This is a genomic window from Bacteroides mediterraneensis, from assembly GCF_025993685.1.
GTDB classification, from domain to species: domain Bacteria; phylum Bacteroidota; class Bacteroidia; order Bacteroidales; family Bacteroidaceae; genus Phocaeicola; species Phocaeicola mediterraneensis_A.
Genome location: NZ_DAJPEN010000001.1, coordinates 4,194,530 through 4,217,608 on the forward strand (window position 1 = coordinate 4,194,530; position 23,079 = coordinate 4,217,608).

Below are 23,079 nucleotides of genomic sequence, written 5' to 3' on the forward strand. Positions count from 1 at the left end.
ATGAAAGAGACAGACGCGCTCGATGAATACATTCTTCAGCATATCGACGAAGAAAGTGACTACCTGAAAGCGCTGTACCGGGCGACGCACGTGAAACTCCTGCGTCCCCGTATGGCTTCGGGCCACTTGCAGGGAAGAATGCTGAAGATGTTCGTGCAGATGATACGTCCGAAGCAGGTGCTTGAGATAGGTACTTACAGCGGATATTCTGCGCTTTGTCTGGCAGAAGGTCTGGAAGACGGAGCAATGCTCCACACTTTCGAGATCAACGACGAGCAGGAAGACTTCACCCGTCCATGGCTGGAAAATTCTCCGTATGCCGATAAAATCCGGTTTTATATCGGAGATGCCTTGCAGATGGTGCCCGATATGGACGTTGTGTTCGACTTGGCCTTTGTCGACGGAAACAAGCGTTTCTATGTGGAATACTACGAGATGATTCTGCAGAAGATGCATTCCGGCGGCTACATCATTGCCGACAACACCCTGTGGGACGGGCATGTGCTCGAAGAACCGCACCACACCGACACGCAGACCATCGGCATCAAGAAATTCAACGACCTGGTGGCTGCCGACCCACGGGTGGAGAAAGTCATCCTGCCCTTGCGCGACGGTCTGACTATCATACGTAAAAAATAAAGAAGTAATATGGAAACAACCAGACAAAACAAGATTGCCCGCCTCATTCAGAAGGAACTGAGCGAGATTTTCCTTTTGCAGACCAAGTCCATGCCGGGCGTGCTGGTTTCGGTCAGCATTGTCCGCATCAGTCCCGATATGAGTTACGCGCGTGTATATCTGAGCGTCTTCCCTTCGGAGAGAAGTGAAGAAATCGTGAAGAACATCAATGCCAACATGAAGTCCATCCGCTTTGAACTCGGCAACCGGGTGCGCCATCAGCTGCGTATCATTCCGGAACTGAAGTTCTTTGTGGACGATTCGCTGGATTACGCGGAGAAGATTGACGAATTGTTGAAGAAATAACCACATGTAAAAGACCAGTAAGAACTCACAGAAGAGGAGGGCTTTGTTCCCGGGGCTTCTGTGGGTTTTTATTTATCTATCTGAATATATAAATAAGGTATAACGGTGAATTTCCCTTTTTACATAGCCCGGCGCTATTTGTTTTCCAAGAAGTCACACAATGCCATCAATGTGATTTCCGGTATTTCGGTATGCGGAGTGGCGCTTGCCACTCTGGCCTTGGTGTGTACCTTGTCCGTGTTCAACGGTTTTCAGGACCTGGTTTCCAATCTGTTTACGGCTTTCGACCCGGAGCTGAAGGTGGTGCCGGCTGCCGGAAAGGTGTTCGACGGGCAGGACAAGTCCATTATGGCCATCCGGAAAATGCCCGAAGTGGCCTTGGTGTGCGAGTCGCTGGAAGACAATGCCCTGGTGCAGTATCAGGGGCGGCAGGCCATGGCCGTGGTCAAGGGAGTGGAAGACAATTTCACCGAGCTGACTCCGATTGATACCATCCTTTTTGGAAAAGGAGACCTGCTGCTTCACGACGAGGTGGCAGACTATGCCATTCCCGGCGTGCAGTTGCTGGCCAATCTGGGTACCGGTATCCGTTTCCTCGACCCGCTGGAGGTGTATGCCCCCAAGCGTGGGGCCAAGGTGAACATGGCCAATCCGGCTGCCTCCTTCACCGGGGGCAACCTGTTTTCTTCCGGACTGGTGTTTGCCGTCAATCAGGAGAAATACGACGGTTCCTACATCCTAACCTCGCTGAAGTTTGCCCGCAAGCTGTTTCAGTACACCACCGAGGTCAGTGCCGTCAACCTGAAGCTGAAGCCGGGCACCGACGTGGATGCCTTCAAGCGTAAGCTGGGAACACAGTTGGGTGAACGTTTCCGCGTGCTCGACCGCTACGAACAGCAGGCCGATACGTTCCGCATCATGAAAATCGAGAAGTTCATTTCCTATCTCTTTCTCACCTTTATCCTGATGATTGCCTGTTTCAATGTCATCGGTTCCCTGTCCATGCTCATCATCGACAAGCGTGACGATGTGACTACCTTACGCAATCTGGGAGCCAACGACCGGCAGATTGTGCGTATCTTTCTCTTCGAGGGGCGCCTGATATCGTTCATTGGTGCAGTGGCAGGTATCGTGCTGGGCGTATTGCTCTGCTGGTTGCAAGAGACCTTCGGGTTGATTTCACTGGGGGCTTCCGGCAGTTTCATTGTCGATGCCTATCCGGTCAGCGTGCACTGGCAGGACGTGGTGCTGGTGTTTGTCACCGTGCTGGCGGTAGGTTTTCTGTCGGTGTGGTATCCGGTGCGCTACCTGAGCCGCCGTCTGCTGTCGAAATAAGTTGTCCGGTGGGGAGCACGTAGATTTTGTGGGGTGCTCTTCCCTGGGTGTCCAGTTTCTTTTCCTTTACCCATTTGCTCAGGTCTTTCCAGGCCTTCGACTTCTGTAGCCCGGTCAGTTCTCCGTATTTTGTACGTGTGATGAACGGGTATTGTGTCAGGTATTCCATGACCAGGTCCAGTCGTTCCTGTTCCGTGTAGCGTGCAGAACTTTGCTGAAACTTCCATTCGGCTTTGGCCCGTGAGAGCTGTTGTCCGCGGCATCGCTGGTTGAAACTCTTGGCCGTGCGGAACCTCACCTTGTCGAAGCAGATGTTCTGCGCGTGTATTCCGTTTTCATCTGTCACTTCCTTTTCCGCTTTCAGGTTGGCTACGGCGTAGGCCATGTGTCCTATTTCCACGGACTCCCCACGGGCGATGTAGTAAGCCGTCCATTTTTCCACTTCCTCCATCACCCCGATGACCGTGCCTTCCTTGAATCCGGAAGAACGGGCTATCTGCCGGATGATTTCACTGAAGGGTACAGCCCCTCTGGTCACGAGTTTCGGATAAAGCTTCGGGTTCTTGTCTTCGTTTTTTGTTCCCGGTACGGGAAGAAAATCATATTGTGCTTCCATGGTTTTGATGATATGTATAATTGTTTTTTATGTTTTCGCAGGCGGAAACGTATGGTTCCCGCACGGAAGACATACGTTTCTCTTGTGGAAAACGTACGTTTCCTTGGTGGGAAACATCAAAATTTCCAGTGCGAATATAAGAAGATGTGCCGGGGCTTTGTAGACTTATGTAGACCTCTGTAGACTTATGTAGACTTAATGTTGTAATTTTATGCAGAACTGGTGAGATTTTGAAGCAGGACGAGGTAGGCTGGTTTAATAAACAGTTATCTTTGTCATATCAAAAAATGTCAGGATTTATGAAAAGCATATTTATTTATATTGTTCTTGCTGTTTTATCGGTCTTATTTTATGATTGTAGTTTCAGTGTTGGAAACAAGTATCAGCGTTATGCTGACTTTCCAGTGAATAGGAAGCTTGTAGTGGCAGAAGAGATAGATTGCGACGATATTTTTTTGCGCTATCCTTACCGGGTGGAAATAATGGATAGTCTTGCGGTTGTTCTCGACCTGCATCCTGACAGTTGCTTTCTCCATGCATTCACCTATCCGGAGTGGAGATATGTCACTTCATTTGGTAGGCGCGGAGAAGGACCGGAAGAGATACTTTCTGCCGAACGCGTTAGAATCTGTTCTCCTGACTCCGTTTGGGTTCTTGACTCTAACCGTCGTCAGATAACACGCTGGCGAATATCAAATTGTAATGCGGAACGCGCGGAAGAAATATCTTTGGATGACAGACTCATACGTACTTTGGACTTCTGCAAGACTGCTGATGGATTTCTGGTAACAGATTATACTGGCAATTACCGTTATCATGTACTTGACCAACATGGGAAAATCATTCAAAGTGTTGGCCATGTACCGAGTGAAAAGGATGTTGATGATTCCGATAAGCCAGCTCTATCTCAGGCATGGCGCAGTTTTATGGATTATAATCCGAAGAATGGTGTGCTAGCAATTGTAACACAACTTGGTGAGGTTGTCGAGTTGTTTAATCTAAAGACCGGAGAGCACAAGGTCTATTATGGTCCGGGAGGTGAGCCAGTGTTTTCCGTCTTAGCTAGTGAAGCCATGCCAAAAGGTATTAAAGGCTTTAATGATGTGGTGGTTTCAGATTCATGTATATATGCTATTTTTGATGGTACACCATTCAAAGACCGTATCAATTCGTTGCGATCAGGCAGGAAACTTTCAGCCGGAGGTAATAATATTTATGTATTCGGCCTTGATGGCTATCCACTGAAAAAAATGTCAACAGAATGTTCAGCTTTTGGTATTGAGTTTATAAGAGGTAATATCTATATTGTAGGCAATGATAAAGATATTCCTTTGTATTCATATAAATGTCCATAAAATTGCAGATGAAGATAAAGAGACATAAATAACTTCTCTTCGGCCTTTCTTACAATAAGAGTTTTTGATGTATACTGTTACAATTCATAGGGAGAACATTTATTAAGAGCCTTATCTGATATTTCTAAGAATATCAGATAAGGCTCTGTAATTCGTATGAAAATTTACTGAGTTGGATAGAGTTATCCTGACTTTTATTGGCATGAATCATAATTAAAGACTAATTTGTAACCTTTTCCTCTAATGGATACAACATTGATGTCCAAAATTGCGATACATTCTTTTAGTGATTTAATTAAGTGATAAGCCCGATCTTTTGTTTCTACACTTTCTACTTTTTCATATAGTTTGGATATGTCAGCATGTGATAAGAAGAAATCCTCCTTTGAAATAAACTTACGGAAAATTTTTATATTATAGCCGCTTAGAATAACTTGTGTGTTGTTGTATCTTAAAGTATTGTGATTATTGTCCCAGTAATATCCTTCATGAATCTCAATCCATTTAGTTGATTGGTATTTTCTTTGTTTTATAAGGTTTCCATCCTCATTATTTATCCCTTTTGAGAGATTTTCTTTTTTGTTTCTATTATTATAGATTATGTAGCAGGTTATCGGAATGAGCATTACAGCAAATAGAATATATGTATTTATATTATTCAGTAAAAGTACATACGCTGGGGTATATATATAAGCCTGTAATATTATATCAGATTTGTTGTTATAGTCTTTTCTAAATTTATATTCCTGTACAAGTGTAGCTTTACTGATAAACTTTTCATCGCGTGAATTATACTTTTTCCCGTTGTATGAATATCCAATGGCTGTATTAGTGTATTTGTTTATTTTATGCATTTCATCTCTGAACAAACTGTCTAAATGATTTCTTTCTGAGTCTTTTGCAATAAAATAGGCCTGATCACTCCAGTTTTTCTTTTCTTCACCTCTTATTTCATTTGGAGAATTCTTTTGATGATACTGTACGTTAATCTGTGAGATATACAGATCCTTCTCCTTGTTGATGGCATTTGCGAAAGCATTTTTAGCGCTTTCGGTAATATTTATCTTTTTTGTATTGAAATTTACGCAGATTACAATAATTGTTATTAGTGCGTATATAATATATGCAAAGATACGTTTTGGTTTAGTCCATTTCATGATTTGAGTCTTGTTTTCTGAAAATAATCTGAAACAAATTAGAAATCTTCCTGAAATTATATATAGTTAAATGCCTGATAAACAGAATAATGTGATTTTCTTCAGAAAATTTTCAGCGTTTTTTTATTATTTATTACCTAACTTTATCGCAAAAATAAAAAAAACTGAAAAGTTATGAAAGCATTATTATTTTTAATTTTAGTAGTATTATGTGCCTGTTTTGATTCGCAGCAAGGTAATGAATTGAAGTCATTAGAAATGGACCAACTTTTATTGAATAATGTAGAAGCATTGGCTAATGATGAAGGGGTTAATTATTTTTGTTATGGTGAAGGTGACATTGATTGTCATGGTATGAAAGTTGAATTTAAAGTAGAAGGTTTGAGTTTAGATTATTAACCGTACTAAAATCATAATTTCAAACTGTAAATGAGAAATCTTATTTTTATCATATTTTCTTCTTTGTTTCTTTTTTCTTGCACAGATGATAAGAAACATGATATTGAAGTTTTGGTTAAGGAATGGAATAGCAAGGAAATTCGTTTCCCCGAAAATCCTGTATTTACGCGCTACGTAACAGATACGATTCCTTATAGGATTCCCAGGACCGACTACAAGGTAGTGGTTTTTGTTGACTCTGTAGGATGTATCAGTTGCAAGCTTCAACTACCAAGATGGAAGGAGTTCATGCATGAGGTGGATTCACTTAGTGGCGGAAATGTCCCATTTATATTCTTCTTCCAGACAAAGAATGTACGTGAATTGAGATACATCTTGAGGCGCGACAATTTTTCGCATCCTGTATGTATAGATACGGAAGACAGTTTCTATAAACTGAACCGGTTTCCCGGGGAAATAATGTTCCAGACATTTCTGGTTGACTCTGAAAACCGTGTGAAGGTAATAGGGAACCCCATCCACAATCTGCCTGTAAAGGACCTTTACTTCAAGGAAATAGCGGGAATTGAAGCAGTTTCAATGCCGGTCACCACGATTCAGGCAGATTCTACGGAATATCACTATGGTGTGGTAGGAGAAAACATGACTGTAAGCAGGAAGATTATCCTGAAGAACACAGGAAATGAAGTGTTCAGAATAAAGGGAACAACAACATCATGCGACTGCATGACTGCGGAATACGACTGGGATGAGATTCCACCCGGAGGAAAAGCTGCGATGACGGTTGAATACAAGGCAGAAGAACCGGGTGATTTCTGGCGAACCATAACGATATATGGCAATATCCCCGAGAAATCCTTTACTTTGGACTTTTGGGGTACTGTTAGGAAGTGAGAGATAAAAAAAGAGTGGAGATATGAATTACCTGTCTACAAACAATGAATATCATATTCCACTCCATGTTAAACCCATCCGATCGAAGAAAGGAGGTGTTACCGATGCAAAGGTACTAATAATCAAACAGACTTACAAATCAAAGGTTTGGACATGAAATCAAACAATCATTATGTTAATTCTAAACGTTAAAACAATGAGAACAAAAACTATAAAAGCCGGCATTGTAGCCGCATTTGCATTGATTGCAGGATATACTGTATATAATTCACAGAAAGAGGTCGCTCTGTCAGACATTGCCATGGAAAATGTAGAAGCATTAGCTGTTAGAGAAAGCAATAGAGGGTGTACAGCTGACCGAAATGCTATCTGTGAAACAAGTCATAATGATTATCCTGAATACAGAAATAATTAAACATTAAATTCCACATTCCCCTTTTTCTCTTAGGAGGAAAAAGGGGAATAAAAACAATATTTTGATTATTTATGAAGCCTATTTTTTTCATTTTTGTTTTATTTCTAACCATATCATGCGTAGAGAAAAAAAAATATTCAAGTGCCAAATATTTATACCCAACAGACAGCTTGCAAGTAGAAGTAGGTTCACCTTCATTAATAAAAATAGCAGGCAATCAACTATTCACAGACAAATCTTTTGCTGATTCTTTTAACATAGATGTTATAGACATAGAACATGATTCCATAATGTATTCATTTGCCAAAAAAGGACAAGGGCCCAATGAGTTCCTACAAATAACCAGTATGGATATTTTTAGAGAAAACCAAAACTGGTATATTGCATTATTTGATAATCTCCTGCGAAAACTTGTAGTCTACTCTATTGATAGTTTAAATTATCACAAAGGGCAATGCCCACCAGTGTGCGAAAAAGAATTACCTGTAAACAGTCGTTTTTTGGAAATATACAAAATACAGAACGGATATATAGCTACTGGAAGGACCGAAAGAAAATATACCTTACTAGATAAGGATATGAAATGTCTCAGCACTTTTGGAAACTATCTAACTTGTGACAACAAAGACACGGATTACATGTCCCTATCAAAAGCCAATTACGGACGTCTATATTTGTCAAGCGACAAGACCTCAGTAGCCAGTGTTGTCTTCATGTCTGGAACCTTATCCGTTCTCACCCTGCACAATCAGCAACTTACCCCTGCATGGAGTTATGAAGCTTCAGGATTCGAGTACGCTGTAAACGGACGTAATTTAAAACAACTTAGTCCCACCGGATATCTGGCTGCAGGATTTACAAAGGAAAAAGTAGTAGGTCTCTATTCAGGAGAAGAAAAAAATGGAAAGACAAACTATGGAAATGAATTTCATATTTTCAGTACACAAGGAGAACTGCTGAACAAATACAAGATATCATCCCAGCTGTATAACTTCTGTATCTCAGAAAAAGACGGTCTGATTTATGCTATATCCTATGAGAATGATCCAAAGATTATTATTTATAAACTTTAGTAATTCACTGCTTCCGGAGAAGTTTTACCACAGCTTAAGCTGCCTAAGGCCATCACCCTCCGGAGTATTAGCTGTGAGGTCTGTTTGATTAAATATATACTTGATGTCGCCTATTTTGAAATGAAATGAAGATTTGGCTTCAACATATAGTGTTTCTTCGTAATGATAAGCAGAAGATAGTCACAGATAGCTATCCATATCTGTGTGTGCACGCATTCTGGGTGGTTTCATAGAATGTCTTTATGTGCAGATGCTGCTCATCCATTTAAAGAACAATTTAATTTGCCATATCTTCCTTTACAATTCGGCAATGGTCAAGTCATCAAGCTTGAAGTTGTTGGCGAGAAAACGGTAAACCGTATTTGTATTGAAGCCTTCATATACAATAAGTCTAAGAGAATCAGGATACTTCTAAGAAGTAAGTGGCCCAGTCAGCTTGATGGTTTCATCAGAGAAAAGTCCGGCTGATTGATCTATCTCTCAAATGTCGAGATGCCCCCCTAAGATCCATAAAGGTATGCATCTTGATTGCTCCTCTCTCATTATGAAACTGGCTATGGACAAAACCTAAGACATAGTTTTCTACATCAAGAGAAATCGGAATGATTCAATACTGCATATTTACATAAGATGATTTTGGGGGTTTATGTGTTTTGGATATTTTATATATCTGCTTGGACAACAAAAGAATGGTGGATAGAAAAAACGCTTAAAATAACAGAAACTAACCTTAAGAAATAAGAAAAGGGTATGGGATACTACGAGTGTGTCAGCCTGAAGCTGTGTATGGCACGATTCCTCATAGGAAAAGCTCTATTGCTGAATGTCCCAATGCTAAGAAGCATTATACATCAGTAGTGATAGTGATGAATGGTATGTTCAATAGTGAATCATGGTTGTGAGATTATGAAGAGATATTTTGATATAATAATGAATATTGCTTTTGTATGTGTAAGTTTATTCTTAATGTGGATTCTGGCACAAGTGTTTGTGTTTTCATCGTTCCGAATACCAAGTGACTCTATGTCGCCGGAACTCAAAGAAGGGGATTTCGTGCTTGTGTGGAAACCTGTCGTTGGGGCACGTCTGTTTAACCTGAACAAATCTCTCAATTTAGAACAGACAGAAATTTACCGCTTACCGGGATTCAGAAATATAAAGCGCAATGATGTGGTAGTTTTCAATTTCCCGCATCCAAACGACTGGAGCCATATAGAGATGCACATAATGAAGTATTATATCAAGCGCTGTATCGGATTGCCCGGAGATACGCTCTCCATAAGGAAGGGGATGTTCAAGGTGAAAGGTGTAGACATGCCCTTGGGGAACGTAGCCTCACAGAAGCACATAGGATTGACGCGTCCCGAGGATTTTCCGGAGGGCGTGTACAGGTGTTTCCCATACGACTCCCTGCTGGACTGGAATATACAGGAGTTCGGACCTCTGTTTGTTCCCGGAGAGGGGGATGTGGTGAAGATGGACCGTACGGGTGGAGTATTGTACCGCAAACTCATTGAATGGGAACAAGGAAAGAAGATGTATATAAAGGGAGATACAGTACTGCTGAACGACAGTGTGATAACTTCTTACCAGTTCCGTAAGAACTATTATTTCGTGGCGGGAGACCGTGGGGAGAACTCACAGGATTCCCGTTACTGGGGGCTGCTTCCGGAGGAGTATATCGTGGGGGTGGCTTCAAGGGTATGGAAATCTGTGGACAGCTATACAGGCGATATTTGCTGGGACAGGGTATGGAAGAAGATTGAATAAAAAGGAATATGGAACTTTTTTGAGCGAGCTATGCATATTATGAATGTTGAACTAAGGAAATGGTTATGCAGGGTCATACCGTGGTTGGCAGGTCTACTGCTTGCAGGACTTGCGGGTGGAACCGTGCTGGTGACAGACGGAAGTTTACCGTCCGACCTTCAGGGAACGCAGTGGATGTGGCTTTCTGCCGTGATGACTGTTGTATTGCCTTTGTGGCTTGCCGGATATATTGTGAATCCACAGCGGACTGTCCGTATTGTGTCGGAGACAGTACAATGGGTGCTGATGGGATTCGGGGCAGTGGAGGCTCTGCATGGTCTTGGTCAGATTGCAGGTATATATCCGTCAAACCATTCGCTTTTTGTCCTTACGGGAACATTCTATAACCCGGGTCCATATTCAGGCTATCTGGCGGCAGTTCTTCCGGTAGCCCTGTACCGGATATTAATATTGAACGGGAAGAAAGACCGTCTTTCGGTTGTGCAGTATTATCTATCGATGTGTGTGCTGTTGCTGATATGCTGTGTGCTTCCGGCGGGCATGAGCCGTGCGGCATGGTTTGCTTCCCTGATTTCGTGCGGATATGTGGTTCTCAGGGTTTACCGTGTGAAAGTAAAATCGTTTGTATCGGAACACAGATATGCCGTATTAGGCGTGCTTATTGTCGGTGCGCTGTTTGCCTCCGGTGCGTATTTCATGAAACGTGATTCGGCAGACGGCCGTTTGCTGATAGGAAAGATAACTTCCCAGGCCATTGCCGGCAATCCTTGGGGTGAAGAAAATGGAAGGACATTTTCCGCCATTTACGGTGATGCCCAGGAAAGATACTTCACTGATTGTGAATATTCGGAGTCGGAGGCATGGGTGGCCGGAACACCCGATTTTGCCTTCAATGAATATCTGCAGATTGCAGTTGAATATGGTGTGTGGGTATCCGTATTGTTTATAACTTTAGTACTTGTGTTGTTGAAGATAGCCGGGAGCCGTAAATCTCTTGCGGGAATGGGCGGATGCCTTGTATCGCTGATGGTATTTGCATGCTTTTCCTATCCGCTGCATATCCCGGCTATTGTTTCTGTATGGCTATTGGCGGTAATTGTACTCAGTGGCGAGGGCCTGGTTATGATAAGGCGTAAAAGGTATGCTGTAGCAGTCCTGCTATCGGTTGTTGTGGCCGGATTAACAGCTTCGGTGAATAGGTATGGTATGTACTCCGCACGCACACGGGCTGTTCGCCAGTGGATGCCTGTCAGGGTTCTGTATCATTCCGGAGCATTTAGGGCGGCAGTGGAAGAATATGGAAAGCTTTATGATAAAATGTCCTGGCATAAAGATTTCTGTTTTGAGTACGGAAGGGCATTATACAAAACCGGAAGTTACGGCAAAGCAGAAAAGGTTCTTTTGAAAGCCATGACGGTGAGCGGAGATCCGATGATATTGAATATTCTGGGACGCAGTGCGCAGGAGAGCGGAGAGTATGGGAAAGCGGAGATGTATCTGCTACGTTCCACCCGCAGATTGCCGGAGCGCGTATATCCCCACTATCTGCTGGTTAAGCTTTATGCTGAACCCGAGTATTTTGACAGGGTAAAGCTTGTCAGGGAGGCAGAGTATGTGCTTAACGCTGAACCTAAGGTGAATTCTACCGCTATAAGGGAAATGCGGCAGAAGGTGGAGAAGCTTTTGGAAAATAAAAAATTGTGGAAGAATAAATAAAAGAATAATATAAAATCGGGTAGGATATGGAAAAGAGTGGAAATATGAATTACGTGTCTGCAAACAATGAACATCATGTTCCACTCCATGTTAAACCCATCCGATCGAAGAAAGGAGGTGTTACCGATGCAAAGTTAATTATAAAATCATAATTGAGAGAATTGAGGTTTATTTCCTCTAATGTATTAATAAAAACAACTATAATAAAAAATTTTTATGAAAAAGTCTGTTTTTAAATTTTTATTTGCAACAGCATTTACATTGGTAGCTGGTTATAGTGTTTATTCTTCACAGCAGGATGCTGAAATGTCAGACTTGGCTTTGGCTAATGTAGAAGCATTGGCACAAAGTGAATCTAATTGTGCTGAGTGGATAAAAAAACAATGTTATTTAGTTTTTACTACCGATTATGGAATTGATTATTATGCTACATGTCCTGAAACTACAATGGGTGGAATCGGAGAATGTGGAGCTATAGAATCTCATAAACCTGCTGGTATGTCAATAATTAGTGAATGTCTAGAATGTATACGTGAATATTAAATTATTCTCATTAGAATATTTAATAACTTTAAAAACAGTTTTAATGATTTAAAGAAGATCTATTTACAACTTGCGCATTCGGTAAGATCCAAAGTGCGCAAGTTATTTTAAAATTTTTATTTAACATTATCATTTAAAGAAAGATGAAGCCTATTATATTATTAGTTCTGCTTATATCCTTTTTTACTGTTTCATGTGATAGAGTTACAGAAAAATCTTCTAATATCGCTCAGAAATATATTACAGATTCATGTACAGTCATTTCACTTGAAAAGAAGGAATTACCTATAGATTTGCTTTATCCTACAGATATTCAGGTTGTGGATACATTCCTGCTGATTTTACAACATCATAATGAAAATATTATACAGGCATATAGCACTTTGTCATTAAAACATCTGGGAAGTTTCCTTAAAAAGGGAAGCGGGCCAAATGAGGTTATGACTTTCGGATTGATAGCACAATCGTATACAGAGTCGGGAAATCCCAAAGTTATAATACAGTCCTACCCTAATTATCTGGGTGTTCTTGACATAAAACGTTCTCTTGAATCAGGACAGACGGTATATGATAAACAATATAAATTTGAGACCCGTTTGGGGAAAGAACTGTTTTTAGCCTCACATAGTGTCTATGTTTTGGATTCTTTAAATCTGATGATGACAAAAGACCCTTTACGCTCTGGAGTTAAGAAAGACAACAATTTCTTTTGGGAGTTTTATAATACGGATAAGGACATTATAACCCAACGGTTGAAATATGAAGATTTTCCTTATATAAATTCTTTTTTGAAGGAATCTTACAGGGCATTAAAACCAGATCGCTCAAAGGTTGCATTATTCTATAGATTTTTCGATATGGTTTCCATAGCTGATTTAAAATCAGGAAATGTTGTACAGATTATCCCGGAGGGTAAATCTATAAACTCAAGTATAGTAAAAGACATTGATTCACGTTGTCTATACTATAAAATGGGTAAATGTACGGATGATTATATATTTGGTCTTTATGCAGGTGGGTTAAGTGTATTAAAGGAGAATGATTCAAGGTTTAATGAAAACTGTTCTTTGAGGGTTTATGACTGGAACGGGAATTTATTATATAATTATCCATTTGGTGATAACATAAGGATGTTTACGGTAGATGAAGATCAAAGATTCCTGTATGCAGTAACAGATTCTGATTCTATAATCAGATATGATTTGAAGAATGTGTCTGTTTCAAAAAATCTTAAGTTTCAAGAGGAATAGAAAAGTAGATAATATTAATCATTCTGCGGTTTTACCATCAGGCCTATAACACTGAATAACGGGATATCTGATTACATAGAATTTCATCATTTCTCATTTGGGGCATTAGCGGTAAGGAGAATTGGGTATAGATATAATTTAGGTACATTTATTCTTTAGAAGGAGTCAGAAAGTAGATAATTTGTAATAATAAAATATAAGTCATATTTGAATGAAGTATTTATGAGAACACACTACGGATATGTGCTGCCGAAATATTGGCCGGCGGCGAGAAGAAAGATGATACTTCCGGAAAGGAAGGAGTGGAAACATGAATTACGTGCATGTAAACAATGAATATCATGTTCCACTCCATGTTAAACCCATCCGATTGAAGAATTGAAAATCAACGAAGTCAAAGGAGGTGTTACCGATGCAAAGTTAATTATAATAAAATCAGAATTGAGAGAATAGAGGTTTATTTTCATCTAATAAGTAATAACACTACTGTCCAATAAAAGTTGGCTAATCGGTCTTTGAAATTATTGAAATACAGTCTTTTAAGTGGTATTTCTGAATGAAACGGATTTGAATTTGTAGCTTAGCGGTCAAATTGAAGACCGCTTATGAACCAAGATAAATACGTATTCGCTCAACTTACCGCTTTTCTGAACAGAACACAGTTCAACAACTTCGTTCGCAAGTATGATGGTAATCGCTATGTGAAGCAATTCACTTGCTGGAATCAGTTACTTGCTATGATGTTCGGACAACTGAGCAATCGTGAGAGCCTTCGCGACCTAATTGTAGCTTTTGAAGCGCATCGTTCCAAGCAATATCATCTTGGCTTGGGACGCAATCCAATAGCCAAAGCCACCCTCGCTTATGCTAACCAGAATCGTGACTACAGAATCTTTGAAGACTTCGCATTCTATATGATGAAGGAAGCTTGCGAAAAGCGAGCAACCAATATCTTGGAAATTCCAGGAGATAAGTATGCTTTTGATTCAACAACTATTCCGTTGTGTCTAGCCACATTTCCATGGGCGAAGTTCCGAAGAAAGAAAGGAGGTGTCAAAGCTCATGTCTTATATGACATTGAAGCACAAGTTCCTGCCTTCTATACTGTAACCGCAGCATCGAAACATGACTCTACGGCGATGTACTCAATCCATTATGAACCAAATGCTTATTATATATTCGACAGGGCTTATGACTCTTTTAAGGAACTATATCGGATTCACCTGACAGGTTCCTTTTTCGTTGTAAGAGCTAAGACGAACTTGAAATGTACAACGGTTAAATGGAAGCGCAGGATGCCTAAGTATGTACTGACCGATGCTGAAGTGAAACTGAGGGGATATCTCTCAGAGAAGAAATATCCCGAGTCATTCGTTACTACGATGAAGAGGATGACCGTGAGTTTATTTTCCTAACGAATGCAACACATGTCTCTGCATTGGATATTGCCAATCTCTATAAGAAAAGGTGGTTGGTCGAGCTCTTTTTCAAATGGCTAAAGCAACACCTTAAAATAAAGAGGTTCTGGGGTACAACAGAAAACGCTGTCCGCATTCAAATCAGTGTGGCGATCATTACTTACTGTCTCGTAGCTATAGTTCAACACGATATGCAATTGAAACGCTCAACTTACGAAGTTTTGCAGATTCTAAGTATCTCTCTAACGGACAAAACCCACTTACGTGACCTGTTCGATAAGACTAATTTCAATGATGTCAAAGAACTCGATTGTCCCCTTTTTGAAGGACTATTTGATTAAATTTTTAACTCGTCCATTTTTATTGGACACTAATGATGTCTGTTTTTTTGTTATGGTTATGGATTTACACTATAAGAGTGATTTATAACCCGTTGGCGGAATTAAATTGATAAAATAAATCGTTCAGGTATTAAGTATTGTGCATGACAGATAGATGCTATATTAATGTTTAATGAAGTCTTTATATGATTAATGTAAAAGCAATAAAATTAAGGTTAATCGTTATTCAAGGTGCGGTGGTTCTGTTTCTGATGTCAGGATGCGTAAGTAGACCGGACAGGCTGGAATATGCCCTGGAGTTTGCGGGAAAGAACAGAGTGGAACTTGAAAAGGTTCTTGAGCATTATAAAGGAGACACTATGAAATACCGTGCGGCATGTTTCCTGATAGAGAACATGCCACGGTGGTATTCATACGACGGATGGCAGCTGGATACCCTTCATGCTCTTCTGGAAAGGCAGCTGGCAGGCACATTGAGAGAATCGGACAGGATGTGGCACGGGTTTGACTACCACACGCTTGAAAAGGTTTATGATGCAAGGGTGATTACATCGGACTATCTTATCCGTAATATAGAGATGTCATTCAGGGAATGGCAGGAAAGGCCGTGGAACCGCACACTGCCGTTTGAAGATTTCTGTGAGCTTATACTTCCTTATCGTATAGGCAATGAGAGACTGACGGAGTGGCGCACGCTGTACAGGTCGTATTACGGCCGTTTACTGGATTCACTGTATACAGGCAGTGATGTGCTTGAGGCATGTAAGATCATAAATGATGAGCTGGCAAGACAGGACTGCAGGTATTGCGTGGACTGGAATGTTCCACACCATGACGCAATCCATCTTTTTCATACAAGAATAGGCTATTGCAGGGAAAACAGTGACCTGATACAGTATGCCATGCGTTCGTGCGGCATACCCGTAGCCGCCGATTTTATGCCATACTCTCCCGATTACCGCTATTCGCACGAATGGAATGTGGTACGCGATACCACGGGAAAATATATCCAGTTCGGCTATGATGGGATTGACCCATTACGCAACAATACCCAGAGTGACGGACGGAAGAAAGGAAAGGTTTTCCGCTACTGTTTTGCCATGCAGAAAGAGAGGGAGGAAACCTGCAATGCAGCCGGTTGGAATACCGGAGGTATGGAAGGGAAGTACTGGAAGGATGTTACGTCCGGATATTTCGGCGAAAATGAGGCAGTGGTCGGGCTGTCTGCTAATGTGAATTCACCGGTAGGACTGGCCGTCTTTTCTACCGGTGGATGGAAGGTTATAGGCGAAGGGATACGTAAAAGTGGCAATAGGGTCTGTTTCAGGAATATCGAGCCATCTATAATCTATATGCCTGTTACTTTAGATTCCAACGTACATCCCGCAGGATATCCTTTCATGCTTTGCAGAGACGGGCATGTGGAGGAGTTTGTGCCCGATACAGTAAACCAAGAGAAGGTGGTGCTCAGCAGGAAAATGGCATTGATACCAAGAGTGGCAGCATGGGGATACTCTCAGATCGGGGCACGTATAGAAGGTGATGTAAATGTTGACTTTGGCAATCCTAAGCTGATAGCCGAAATAAAAGATACCATTGATTATACATTCGGAATATTTGAAAGCAGCTGTCATGTTCCTGTCAAATATGTAAGGTATGTTCCGCCTTTTGGACTGACACAGATTGCTGAACTTAGAATGTATGATGATTCTGAGATGGAAAGGGAAATAAAACTCAGTCCGGTCACAGATTTGCCTTATATTGAAAATGTGACAGATGGCAATATATTGTCGCACTTATATCGTAAAACCGGTACGGTCTCTTCTCCACTGGTATTTGAACTTGACAGACCGTCACGGATAGAGAAGGTGTATTACATCCCGAGAACCGATGATAATTATGTATGGAAGGGGGATGTATATGAACTGTTTTACAATGACGGTGTGAACGGATGGAAATCTTTGGGAACAAGGACTGCCTCCGGCAAGGACATCACATTCTCTGCACCGAAGAATGCTTTGCTATGGTTGCGTGACAAGACCAAAGGAAATGAAGAACAGGTATTTATCTACAGGAATAACAGACAATGGTTTAATTCTGATTTCATATAGGGCACTTGAGTTTGCCATATTGGAAAAAAATATTTATTGAGGAAATATATTTAATATGAGAACACACTACGTATATGTGCTGCTGCTTGCCGCCGGAATGTGGGCCGGCTGCAGCGAGAAAAAAGACGACACTTTCGGAAAGGAAAAGGAAGGAGTGGAAACGGTTCTGCCCTCACAGGCGAACGAGGTGACGGTCATGACGCTGAAGAGGACCACGTTCAACCATGAGCTGGTGAGCAACGGTAAGGTGACGGCCTCACAGTATGCCGACCTTTCGTTCCGCCTCACATCGGAGCCTGTGGCGCACATCTATGTGAAGAACGGCGATGCGGTGAAGAAGGGTCAGAAGATAGCCGAACTCGACCTGTTCACCCTGAAGAACAGCCTGGAGAAGGCGGAGATAGCCCTGCGCCAGTCGGAACTGGAGATGAAGGACGTGCTGATAGGGCAGGGGTATGCGCCCGACCGCATGCAGTCAATCCCCAAAGACATAGTACGGCTTGCCGAGGTGAAGAGCGGCTACGGCCAGAGCCGTGCGGCATACGAGCTGGCGAAGTTCGAGCTGGAGCAGGCGGTGATCACCGCACCGTTCGACGGGGTGGTGGCCAATCTGGAGACGCGGGGTTTCAACCGTCCGGACGGGACGAAGCCCTTCTGCCGCGTGATAGGAAGCGGGGGCATGGAGGTGGCCTTCAAGGTGCTGGAGAGCGAGCTGCCGCTTGTCAGGCGGGGAGACCGGGTGGAGGTGGCCCCGTTTGCCGGGACAGCCGGGGCATGCAGCGGTACGGTGTCGGAAATCAACCCGCTGGTGGACGAAAACGGGCTGGTGAGCGTAAGGGCCAGGGTGAACGGCGGTGCAAGACTGTTCGACGGCATGAACGTGCGTGTGAGCGTGAAACGCTCCGTTCCCGGCCAGCTTGTGGTGCCGAAGACGGCGGTGGTGCTGCGCACGGGCAAGCAGGTGGTGTTTACCCTGAAGGACGGCAGGGCGGTGTGGAACTATGTGACCACCGGACTGGAGAACATGACCGAATATACCGTGACAGGTGACGGCATGGAGGAAGGGGCACAGGTCATCGTGACCGGAAACGTGAACCTTGCGCATGAGGCTCCTGTAAAAGTGATACCTTAAAACATGTCCGTACTATGGTAAGATTTCTGATAAAAAGACCGATAGCGGTACTCATGGCTTTCACCGCCTGCTTCATCGTGGGGCTGGTGACTTACTTCTCGCTGCCCGTATCGCTGCTTCCGGACATAGACATTCCGCAGATCACCGTGCAGGTGAGCGGGGAGAACTCGTCGGCCCGCGAGCTGGAGAATACCATGGTGGCTCCACTGAGAAGGCAGCTCATGCAGGTGTCGGGGCTCAGCGAGATGCGGAGCGAGACGCGCGACGGGTCGGGCATCATCCGCCTGTCGTTCGATTTCGGCACGGATACCGACCTGGCCTTCATCGAGGTGAACGAGAAGATTGACGCGGCCATGAACAGCCTGCCCAGGGATGCGGCAAGGCCGAAGGCCGTCAAGGCGAGCGCGACGGACATCCCGGTGTTCTACCTGAACATGACGCTGAGGAAGGATGTGCCTTACCGGGAAACGGACGGGGACGCCTTTCTGGAGATGTGCACGCTGGCGGAGAACGTGGTGAAGCGGCGCATCGAACAGCTGCCGCAGGTGGCCATGGCCGACATGACGGGGGTGCCGCAGAAGATGCTGCGCATCGTGCCGGATATGGGCAGGATGGAGAGCCTGGGCATGGGCATTGCCGACCTGGAGGCCATCCTCTCGTCGAACAACGTGGAGCCGGGGAGCATGCTGGTGCGCGACGGGTATTATGAATACAACATCCGCATCGCCTCCATCCTCCGTACGCCGGAGGACGTGCGGCAGATCTGGTTCAACCGCAACGGACAGGTGAGGCGGCTGGGGGACATCTGCGACGTGCAGACGGTTACCCGCAACGAGACGGGGCGCTCGCTGGCAGGAGGGAAGCGGGCGGTGACGCTGGCCATCATCAAGCAGGGCGAGGAGAACATGGACAACCTGCGCCGTGAGCTGAAGGAGACCACGGACTATTTCTCCCGCATCTATCCCGACATTGAGTTCAGCATCAGCCGGAACCAGACGGAGCTGCTGGACTATACCATATCGAACCTGCAGCAGAACTTCACGCTGGGCTTCCTGTTCATCTTCATCGTGGCGGTGTTCTTCATCGGCGACGTGCGTTCGCCGCTGGTCATCGGCATCACCATGATTGCCTCGGTGGTGATCACGTTCTTCTTTTTCTACCTCTGCCGGGTCTCGCTCAACGTGATCTCGCTTTCGGGACTGATCCTGGCGGTGGGCATGATGATTGACAATGCCATCATCGTGACGGAGAACGTGTCGCAGTACCGTGAGAAGGGGTATTCGCTGAAGCGTGCGGCCGTGGCGGGAACCTCGGAGATGATCACGCCGATGCTGAGCTCGTCGCTCACCACCATCGCGGTGTTCGTGCCGCTGGTGTTCATGAGCGGGATAGCCGGGGCCATCTTCATGGACGAGGCGTTTTCCATCACGTCGGGGCTGATGGTGTCGTATTTCACGGGCATCATGCTGCTGCCCGTGCTGTATGTGCTGTTCTACCGTACGGGCATCAGGAAGCACAACTGGTTTACCGCCAACTTCAAGAACCTGCTGAAGAACGAATGGCTGACACGGTTCTATGACGCGGGTATTGAGTGGGTGTTTGCACATAAGACTGTTACCATGTTTCTTGCCATCGTGTCGCTGCCGCTGTGTGTGCTGATGTTCATGGTGATTGACAAGGAGCGTATGCCGGAGATTGACCAGAACGAGGTGGTGGTGGGCATTGAATGGAACGAGAACATCCATGTGGACGAGAACAACCGCAGGGTGAACGCCATGCTGGCCCTGGCCGATTCGCTGGTGGTGGAGCATACGGCCTACGTGGGCATGCAGGATTATCTGCTGGGCACGGAGAACGAGCTTTCCACTTCCGAGGCGGAACTGTATTTCCGGACGGCTGAGCCGGAGCAGATTCCGGTACTGACCGGACTGCTGGAAAAGGCCGTCCGGAAGGATTACCCTTCGGCTGTGGTGACTTTCTCGCCGCCGGTGACCATCTTCGAGAAGCTTTTCGTCACGGGGGAACCCGATCTGGTGGCGCAGCTCCGCAGGGCCGACCGCGCATCGGTTCCGGAGGCGGGGGAAGTGCGGGCGATAGAGGATGCCATGGCCCGGGAGACCGGCTGTGCGCCCGAGGGCACGCCTTTCCGCAGCCAGCTGGACCTGGAGGTGGACCGCAGCCGCCTGCTCCTGTACAATGTGGACTATGACGAGGTGGTGAGGGTGCTCCGTACGGCCCTGAAGGACAACCAGGTCTCTACCCTGCGTTCGTACCAGCAGTATCTGCCCATCGGCATCGCCGGAAGGGAGATGAGCGTGAACCGTATCCTGGCGGAGACGCTGGTGGAGACCCGGACGGACGCGGCTTCGGGAGAAAGGAACTATATCCCGTTGCGCGAGCTGGTGCGCATCGTTCCCGGGGAGGACCTGAAGGAGATCACTGCCGGACGCAACGGGGAGTACATCCCGGTGAATTTCTATGAGGTGAAGGATGTGCCGCAGGTGATGGACGGCATACGCAGGGCGGTCGACGGTGACAGCCGCTGGGAGGTGTCGTTCGGCGGAAGCTTCTTTTCGAACAGGAAGATGATGGGAGAGCTGACGGTGATCCTGTTCATCTCGGTGCTGCTGATGTATTTCATCCTCTGCGCCCAGTTTGAGAGCTTCCTCCAGCCGCTGATCGTGCTGGCGGAGATTCCGATGGACATCGCCTTCGGACTGGTGCTGCTGTGGGCCACGGGGCATACCATGAACCTGATGTCGGCCATCGGCATCATCGTTTCCTGCGGTATCGTGGTGAACGACTCCATCCTGAAGCTGGACTCCATCAACGAGCTGCGCAGGGAAGGCATGCCGTTGCTGGAGGCCATCCATACGGCAGGTCACCGGAGGCTGAGGGCCATCATCATGACGACGCTGACCACGGTGTTCGCCATGGTGCCCCTGCTCTTCACGTCCGACCTGGGCTCGGAGATGCAGCGTCCGCTTTCGGTGGCGATGATCGGCACCATGATGGTGGGCCTCGTCATCAGCCTTTTTGTAATCCCTCTTATTTACTGGTTTATCTATAGAAAACATGAAGTCAAGAAGATTTAGCATACTGTTCCTGCTGCTGCTCTGCGCGGCGGGAATGAAGGCCCAGCGTGTGCTGCGGCTGGATTTGAAGGAGACCATCACGATGGCCAACGACAGCTCGCTGTCGGCTTTCCGTTATCAGAACATGTACCTGTCGGGCTACTGGGAGTACCGCAGCTACAAGGCGGCTCGCCTGCCGAGCCTCACGCTGAACATGACCCCGGCGCAGTATTACCGCTACATCACGCAGCGTTACGACTCGCAGGAGAATGTCGACGTGTACCGCGAGCAGCAGATGCTGAGCGCCAGCGCGGGGCTGAGCGTGGCGCAGAACTTCGACCTGCTGGGCGGTACGTTCTATGTGGACACGCAGCTGGACTACATGCGGAACTTCGGCGACACGAAGTCGACGCAGTTTTCCAGCATCCCTTTCCGTATAGGCTACCAGCAGGAACTGCTGGGCTTCAATGCCTTCCGCTGGGACCGGAAGATAGAGCCTTTGAAGTTCGAGAAGGTGAAGAAGCAGTATCTCTACAATGCAGAAAGCGTGTCGGAAGAGGCGGTAAGCTACTTCTTTACCCTTGCCATGGCGCAGGCCGATTATGAGCTGGCGCGGGACAATGTGGCCACCACCGATACGCTGTATGCCGTCGGGGAGCAGCGCCAGAAGATTGCGGCCATCTCACAGGCCGACCTGCTGACGCTGAAGCTGGACAAGGTGAACGCGCGCAACACGCTGAAGAATGCGGAGATAGCCCGCAAGCGTGCGATGTCGGCCCTGGCCACCTTCCTGAACCTGGACCGCAACGCGTACATCGAGCTGGAGCTTCCGTCGCGTCCGCGGTATGTTGACGTGCCGGCCGGCCGGGCCATGGTGCTGGCGCGGGAGAACAATCCGACGTACCTGGAACAGCGCCAGAACGTGCTGGAGGCGGAGCGTGAGGTGGACCGCACGCGGAAGGAGTCGCGTTTCAATGCCAGCTTCAATGCCAGCGTGGGCTTCAACCAGGTGGCCGACAACTTCAGTGCGGCGTACCGGAACCTGCTTCAGCAGGACCTGGTGTCGTTCACTGTTTCCATTCCGCTGGTAGACTGGGGCGTGAGAAAGGGCAAGTACAACATGGCCAGGAACAACCTGAATGTGGTGAAGATTGCCGCCCGTCAGGAAGAAATCAGCCTGGAGGAGGACGTGATGATGACGGTGAGTGACTTCAACGTGCAGCAGGACCTGATAGCCAGCGCCTCGGAGGCGCTCGACCTGGCGGAGCTGGCCTACGACCAGACGCGCAGGCGTTTCATCATCGGCAAGTCGGATATCAGCAGCCTGACGCTGGCCCTGAACCGCCAGCAGGAGGCGCGGAAGAACTACATACAGGCGCTCCAGAACTACTGGCTGAACTACTACAAGATCCGCAAGCTCACGCTGCACGACTTTGAGACGGGCATGTCGCTTTCCGACCGTTTTGATTTTGAGAACCGTTTGAGATGAAGGGGCC

The 23,079-nt window shown here is 45.6% G+C and carries 18 protein-coding genes and 1 pseudogene; 17 read left to right on the forward strand and 2 right to left on the reverse strand.

Features of this window, described 5'->3' with window-relative positions; all coding sequences use genetic code 11:
- The 3 genes from OIM59_RS17765 (at window position 1) to OIM59_RS17775 (ending at window position 2,319) form a co-directional block, all read left to right on the forward strand.
- Window positions 1-639 carry an O-methyltransferase gene (locus OIM59_RS17765; RefSeq protein ID WP_072541446.1) on the forward strand — a complete coding sequence of 213 codons (639 nt, stop codon included), beginning with the start codon at window positions 1-3 and terminating at the stop codon, window positions 637-639.
- Between the two features lie 9 nt (window positions 640-648).
- A complete protein-coding gene (gene rbfA / locus OIM59_RS17770) occupies window positions 649-984 on the forward strand; it encodes a 30S ribosome-binding factor RbfA (RefSeq protein ID WP_022053011.1) in 336 nt (111 codons plus the stop codon).
- 105 nt (window positions 985-1,089) lie between these two features.
- Window positions 1,090-2,319: an FtsX-like permease family protein gene (locus tag OIM59_RS17775; protein ID WP_072541447.1), complete on the forward strand. Its 1,230-nt coding sequence runs from the start codon at window positions 1,090-1,092 to the stop codon at window positions 2,317-2,319.
- On the opposite strand, the gene OIM59_RS17780 is transcribed toward OIM59_RS17775, so the two are convergent.
- A complete protein-coding gene (locus OIM59_RS17780; protein ID WP_072541448.1) occupies window positions 2,243-2,935 on the reverse strand; it encodes a hypothetical protein in 693 nt (230 codons plus the stop codon). The two genes, OIM59_RS17775 and OIM59_RS17780, sit on opposite strands and share 77 nt — an antisense overlap.
- 299 nt (window positions 2,936-3,234) lie before the next feature.
- On the opposite strand from OIM59_RS17780, the gene OIM59_RS17785 reads away from it, so the two are divergent.
- Entirely contained in the window at window positions 3,235-4,290 is a 1,056-nt protein-coding gene (locus OIM59_RS17785) for a BF3164 family lipoprotein (protein WP_303897977.1), read from the forward strand.
- A 194-nt stretch (window positions 4,291-4,484) separates the two neighbouring features.
- Here the strand turns inward: OIM59_RS17785 and OIM59_RS17790 are convergent, their stop codons facing one another.
- The gene (locus OIM59_RS17790) at window positions 4,485-5,447 is read right to left on the reverse strand and encodes a hypothetical protein (protein ID WP_303897978.1); all 963 of its coding nucleotides are present in this window, start codon (window positions 5,445-5,447) and stop codon (window positions 4,485-4,487) included.
- Window positions 5,448-5,621: 174 nt separating this feature from the next.
- On the opposite strand from OIM59_RS17790, the gene OIM59_RS17795 reads away from it, so the two are divergent.
- The 13 genes and pseudogenes from OIM59_RS17795 to OIM59_RS17855 all read left to right on the forward strand — a co-directional run bounded on the left by OIM59_RS17795 (window position 5,622) and on the right by OIM59_RS17855 (window position 23,072).
- Complete coding sequence (locus OIM59_RS17795) at window positions 5,622-5,846, forward strand: NVEALA domain-containing protein (RefSeq protein ID WP_303897979.1); 225 nt, start codon at window positions 5,622-5,624, stop codon at window positions 5,844-5,846.
- 111 nt (window positions 5,847-5,957) lie between these two features.
- Window positions 5,958-6,740, forward strand: a complete 783-nt coding sequence (locus OIM59_RS17800; protein WP_288854398.1) for a DUF1573 domain-containing protein — start codon at window positions 5,958-5,960, stop codon at window positions 6,738-6,740.
- A gap of 196 nt (window positions 6,741-6,936) precedes the next feature.
- Window positions 6,937-7,155 carry an NVEALA domain-containing protein gene (locus OIM59_RS17805; RefSeq protein ID WP_303897981.1) on the forward strand — a complete coding sequence of 73 codons (219 nt, stop codon included), beginning with the start codon at window positions 6,937-6,939 and terminating at the stop codon, window positions 7,153-7,155.
- Window positions 7,156-7,226: 71 nt separating this feature from the next.
- The gene (locus tag OIM59_RS17810) at window positions 7,227-8,228 is read left to right on the forward strand and encodes a BF3164 family lipoprotein (protein WP_288854396.1); all 1,002 of its coding nucleotides are present in this window, start codon (window positions 7,227-7,229) and stop codon (window positions 8,226-8,228) included.
- Window positions 8,229-9,134: 906 nt separating this feature from the next.
- On the forward strand, window positions 9,135-9,998 hold the full coding sequence (gene lepB / locus OIM59_RS17815) for a signal peptidase I (protein ID WP_303897984.1): 864 nt from the start codon (window positions 9,135-9,137) through the stop codon (window positions 9,996-9,998).
- Between the two features lie 39 nt (window positions 9,999-10,037).
- The gene (locus tag OIM59_RS17820; RefSeq protein ID WP_303897985.1) at window positions 10,038-11,714 is read left to right on the forward strand and encodes an O-antigen ligase family protein; all 1,677 of its coding nucleotides are present in this window, start codon (window positions 10,038-10,040) and stop codon (window positions 11,712-11,714) included.
- Window positions 11,715-11,930: 216 nt separating this feature from the next.
- The gene (locus OIM59_RS17825; protein ID WP_083581817.1) at window positions 11,931-12,257 is read left to right on the forward strand and encodes an NVEALA domain-containing protein; all 327 of its coding nucleotides are present in this window, start codon (window positions 11,931-11,933) and stop codon (window positions 12,255-12,257) included.
- A gap of 143 nt (window positions 12,258-12,400) precedes the next feature.
- Window positions 12,401-13,507, forward strand: a complete 1,107-nt coding sequence (locus OIM59_RS17830) for a BF3164 family lipoprotein (RefSeq protein ID WP_299170103.1) — start codon at window positions 12,401-12,403, stop codon at window positions 13,505-13,507.
- 605 nt (window positions 13,508-14,112) lie between these two features.
- Window positions 14,113-15,266, forward strand: a pseudogene (locus OIM59_RS17835) (IS4 family transposase).
- 185 nt (window positions 15,267-15,451) lie between these two features.
- A complete protein-coding gene (locus OIM59_RS17840; protein ID WP_299170104.1) occupies window positions 15,452-17,377 on the forward strand; it encodes a hypothetical protein in 1,926 nt (641 codons plus the stop codon).
- A gap of 55 nt (window positions 17,378-17,432) precedes the next feature.
- Window positions 17,433-18,509 (forward strand): efflux RND transporter periplasmic adaptor subunit, encoded by a 1,077-nt coding sequence (locus tag OIM59_RS17845; RefSeq protein WP_303897990.1) that lies wholly within the window; start codon window positions 17,433-17,435, stop codon window positions 18,507-18,509.
- 14 nt (window positions 18,510-18,523) lie between these two features.
- On the forward strand, window positions 18,524-21,604 hold the full coding sequence (locus tag OIM59_RS17850; RefSeq protein ID WP_303897992.1) for an efflux RND transporter permease subunit: 3,081 nt from the start codon (window positions 18,524-18,526) through the stop codon (window positions 21,602-21,604).
- Entirely contained in the window at window positions 21,585-23,072 is a 1,488-nt protein-coding gene (locus tag OIM59_RS17855) for a TolC family protein (protein WP_303897993.1), read from the forward strand. Before OIM59_RS17850 ends, OIM59_RS17855 begins: the two co-directional genes overlap by 20 nt.
- The last annotated feature ends 7 nt before the right edge of the window (window positions 23,073-23,079 follow it).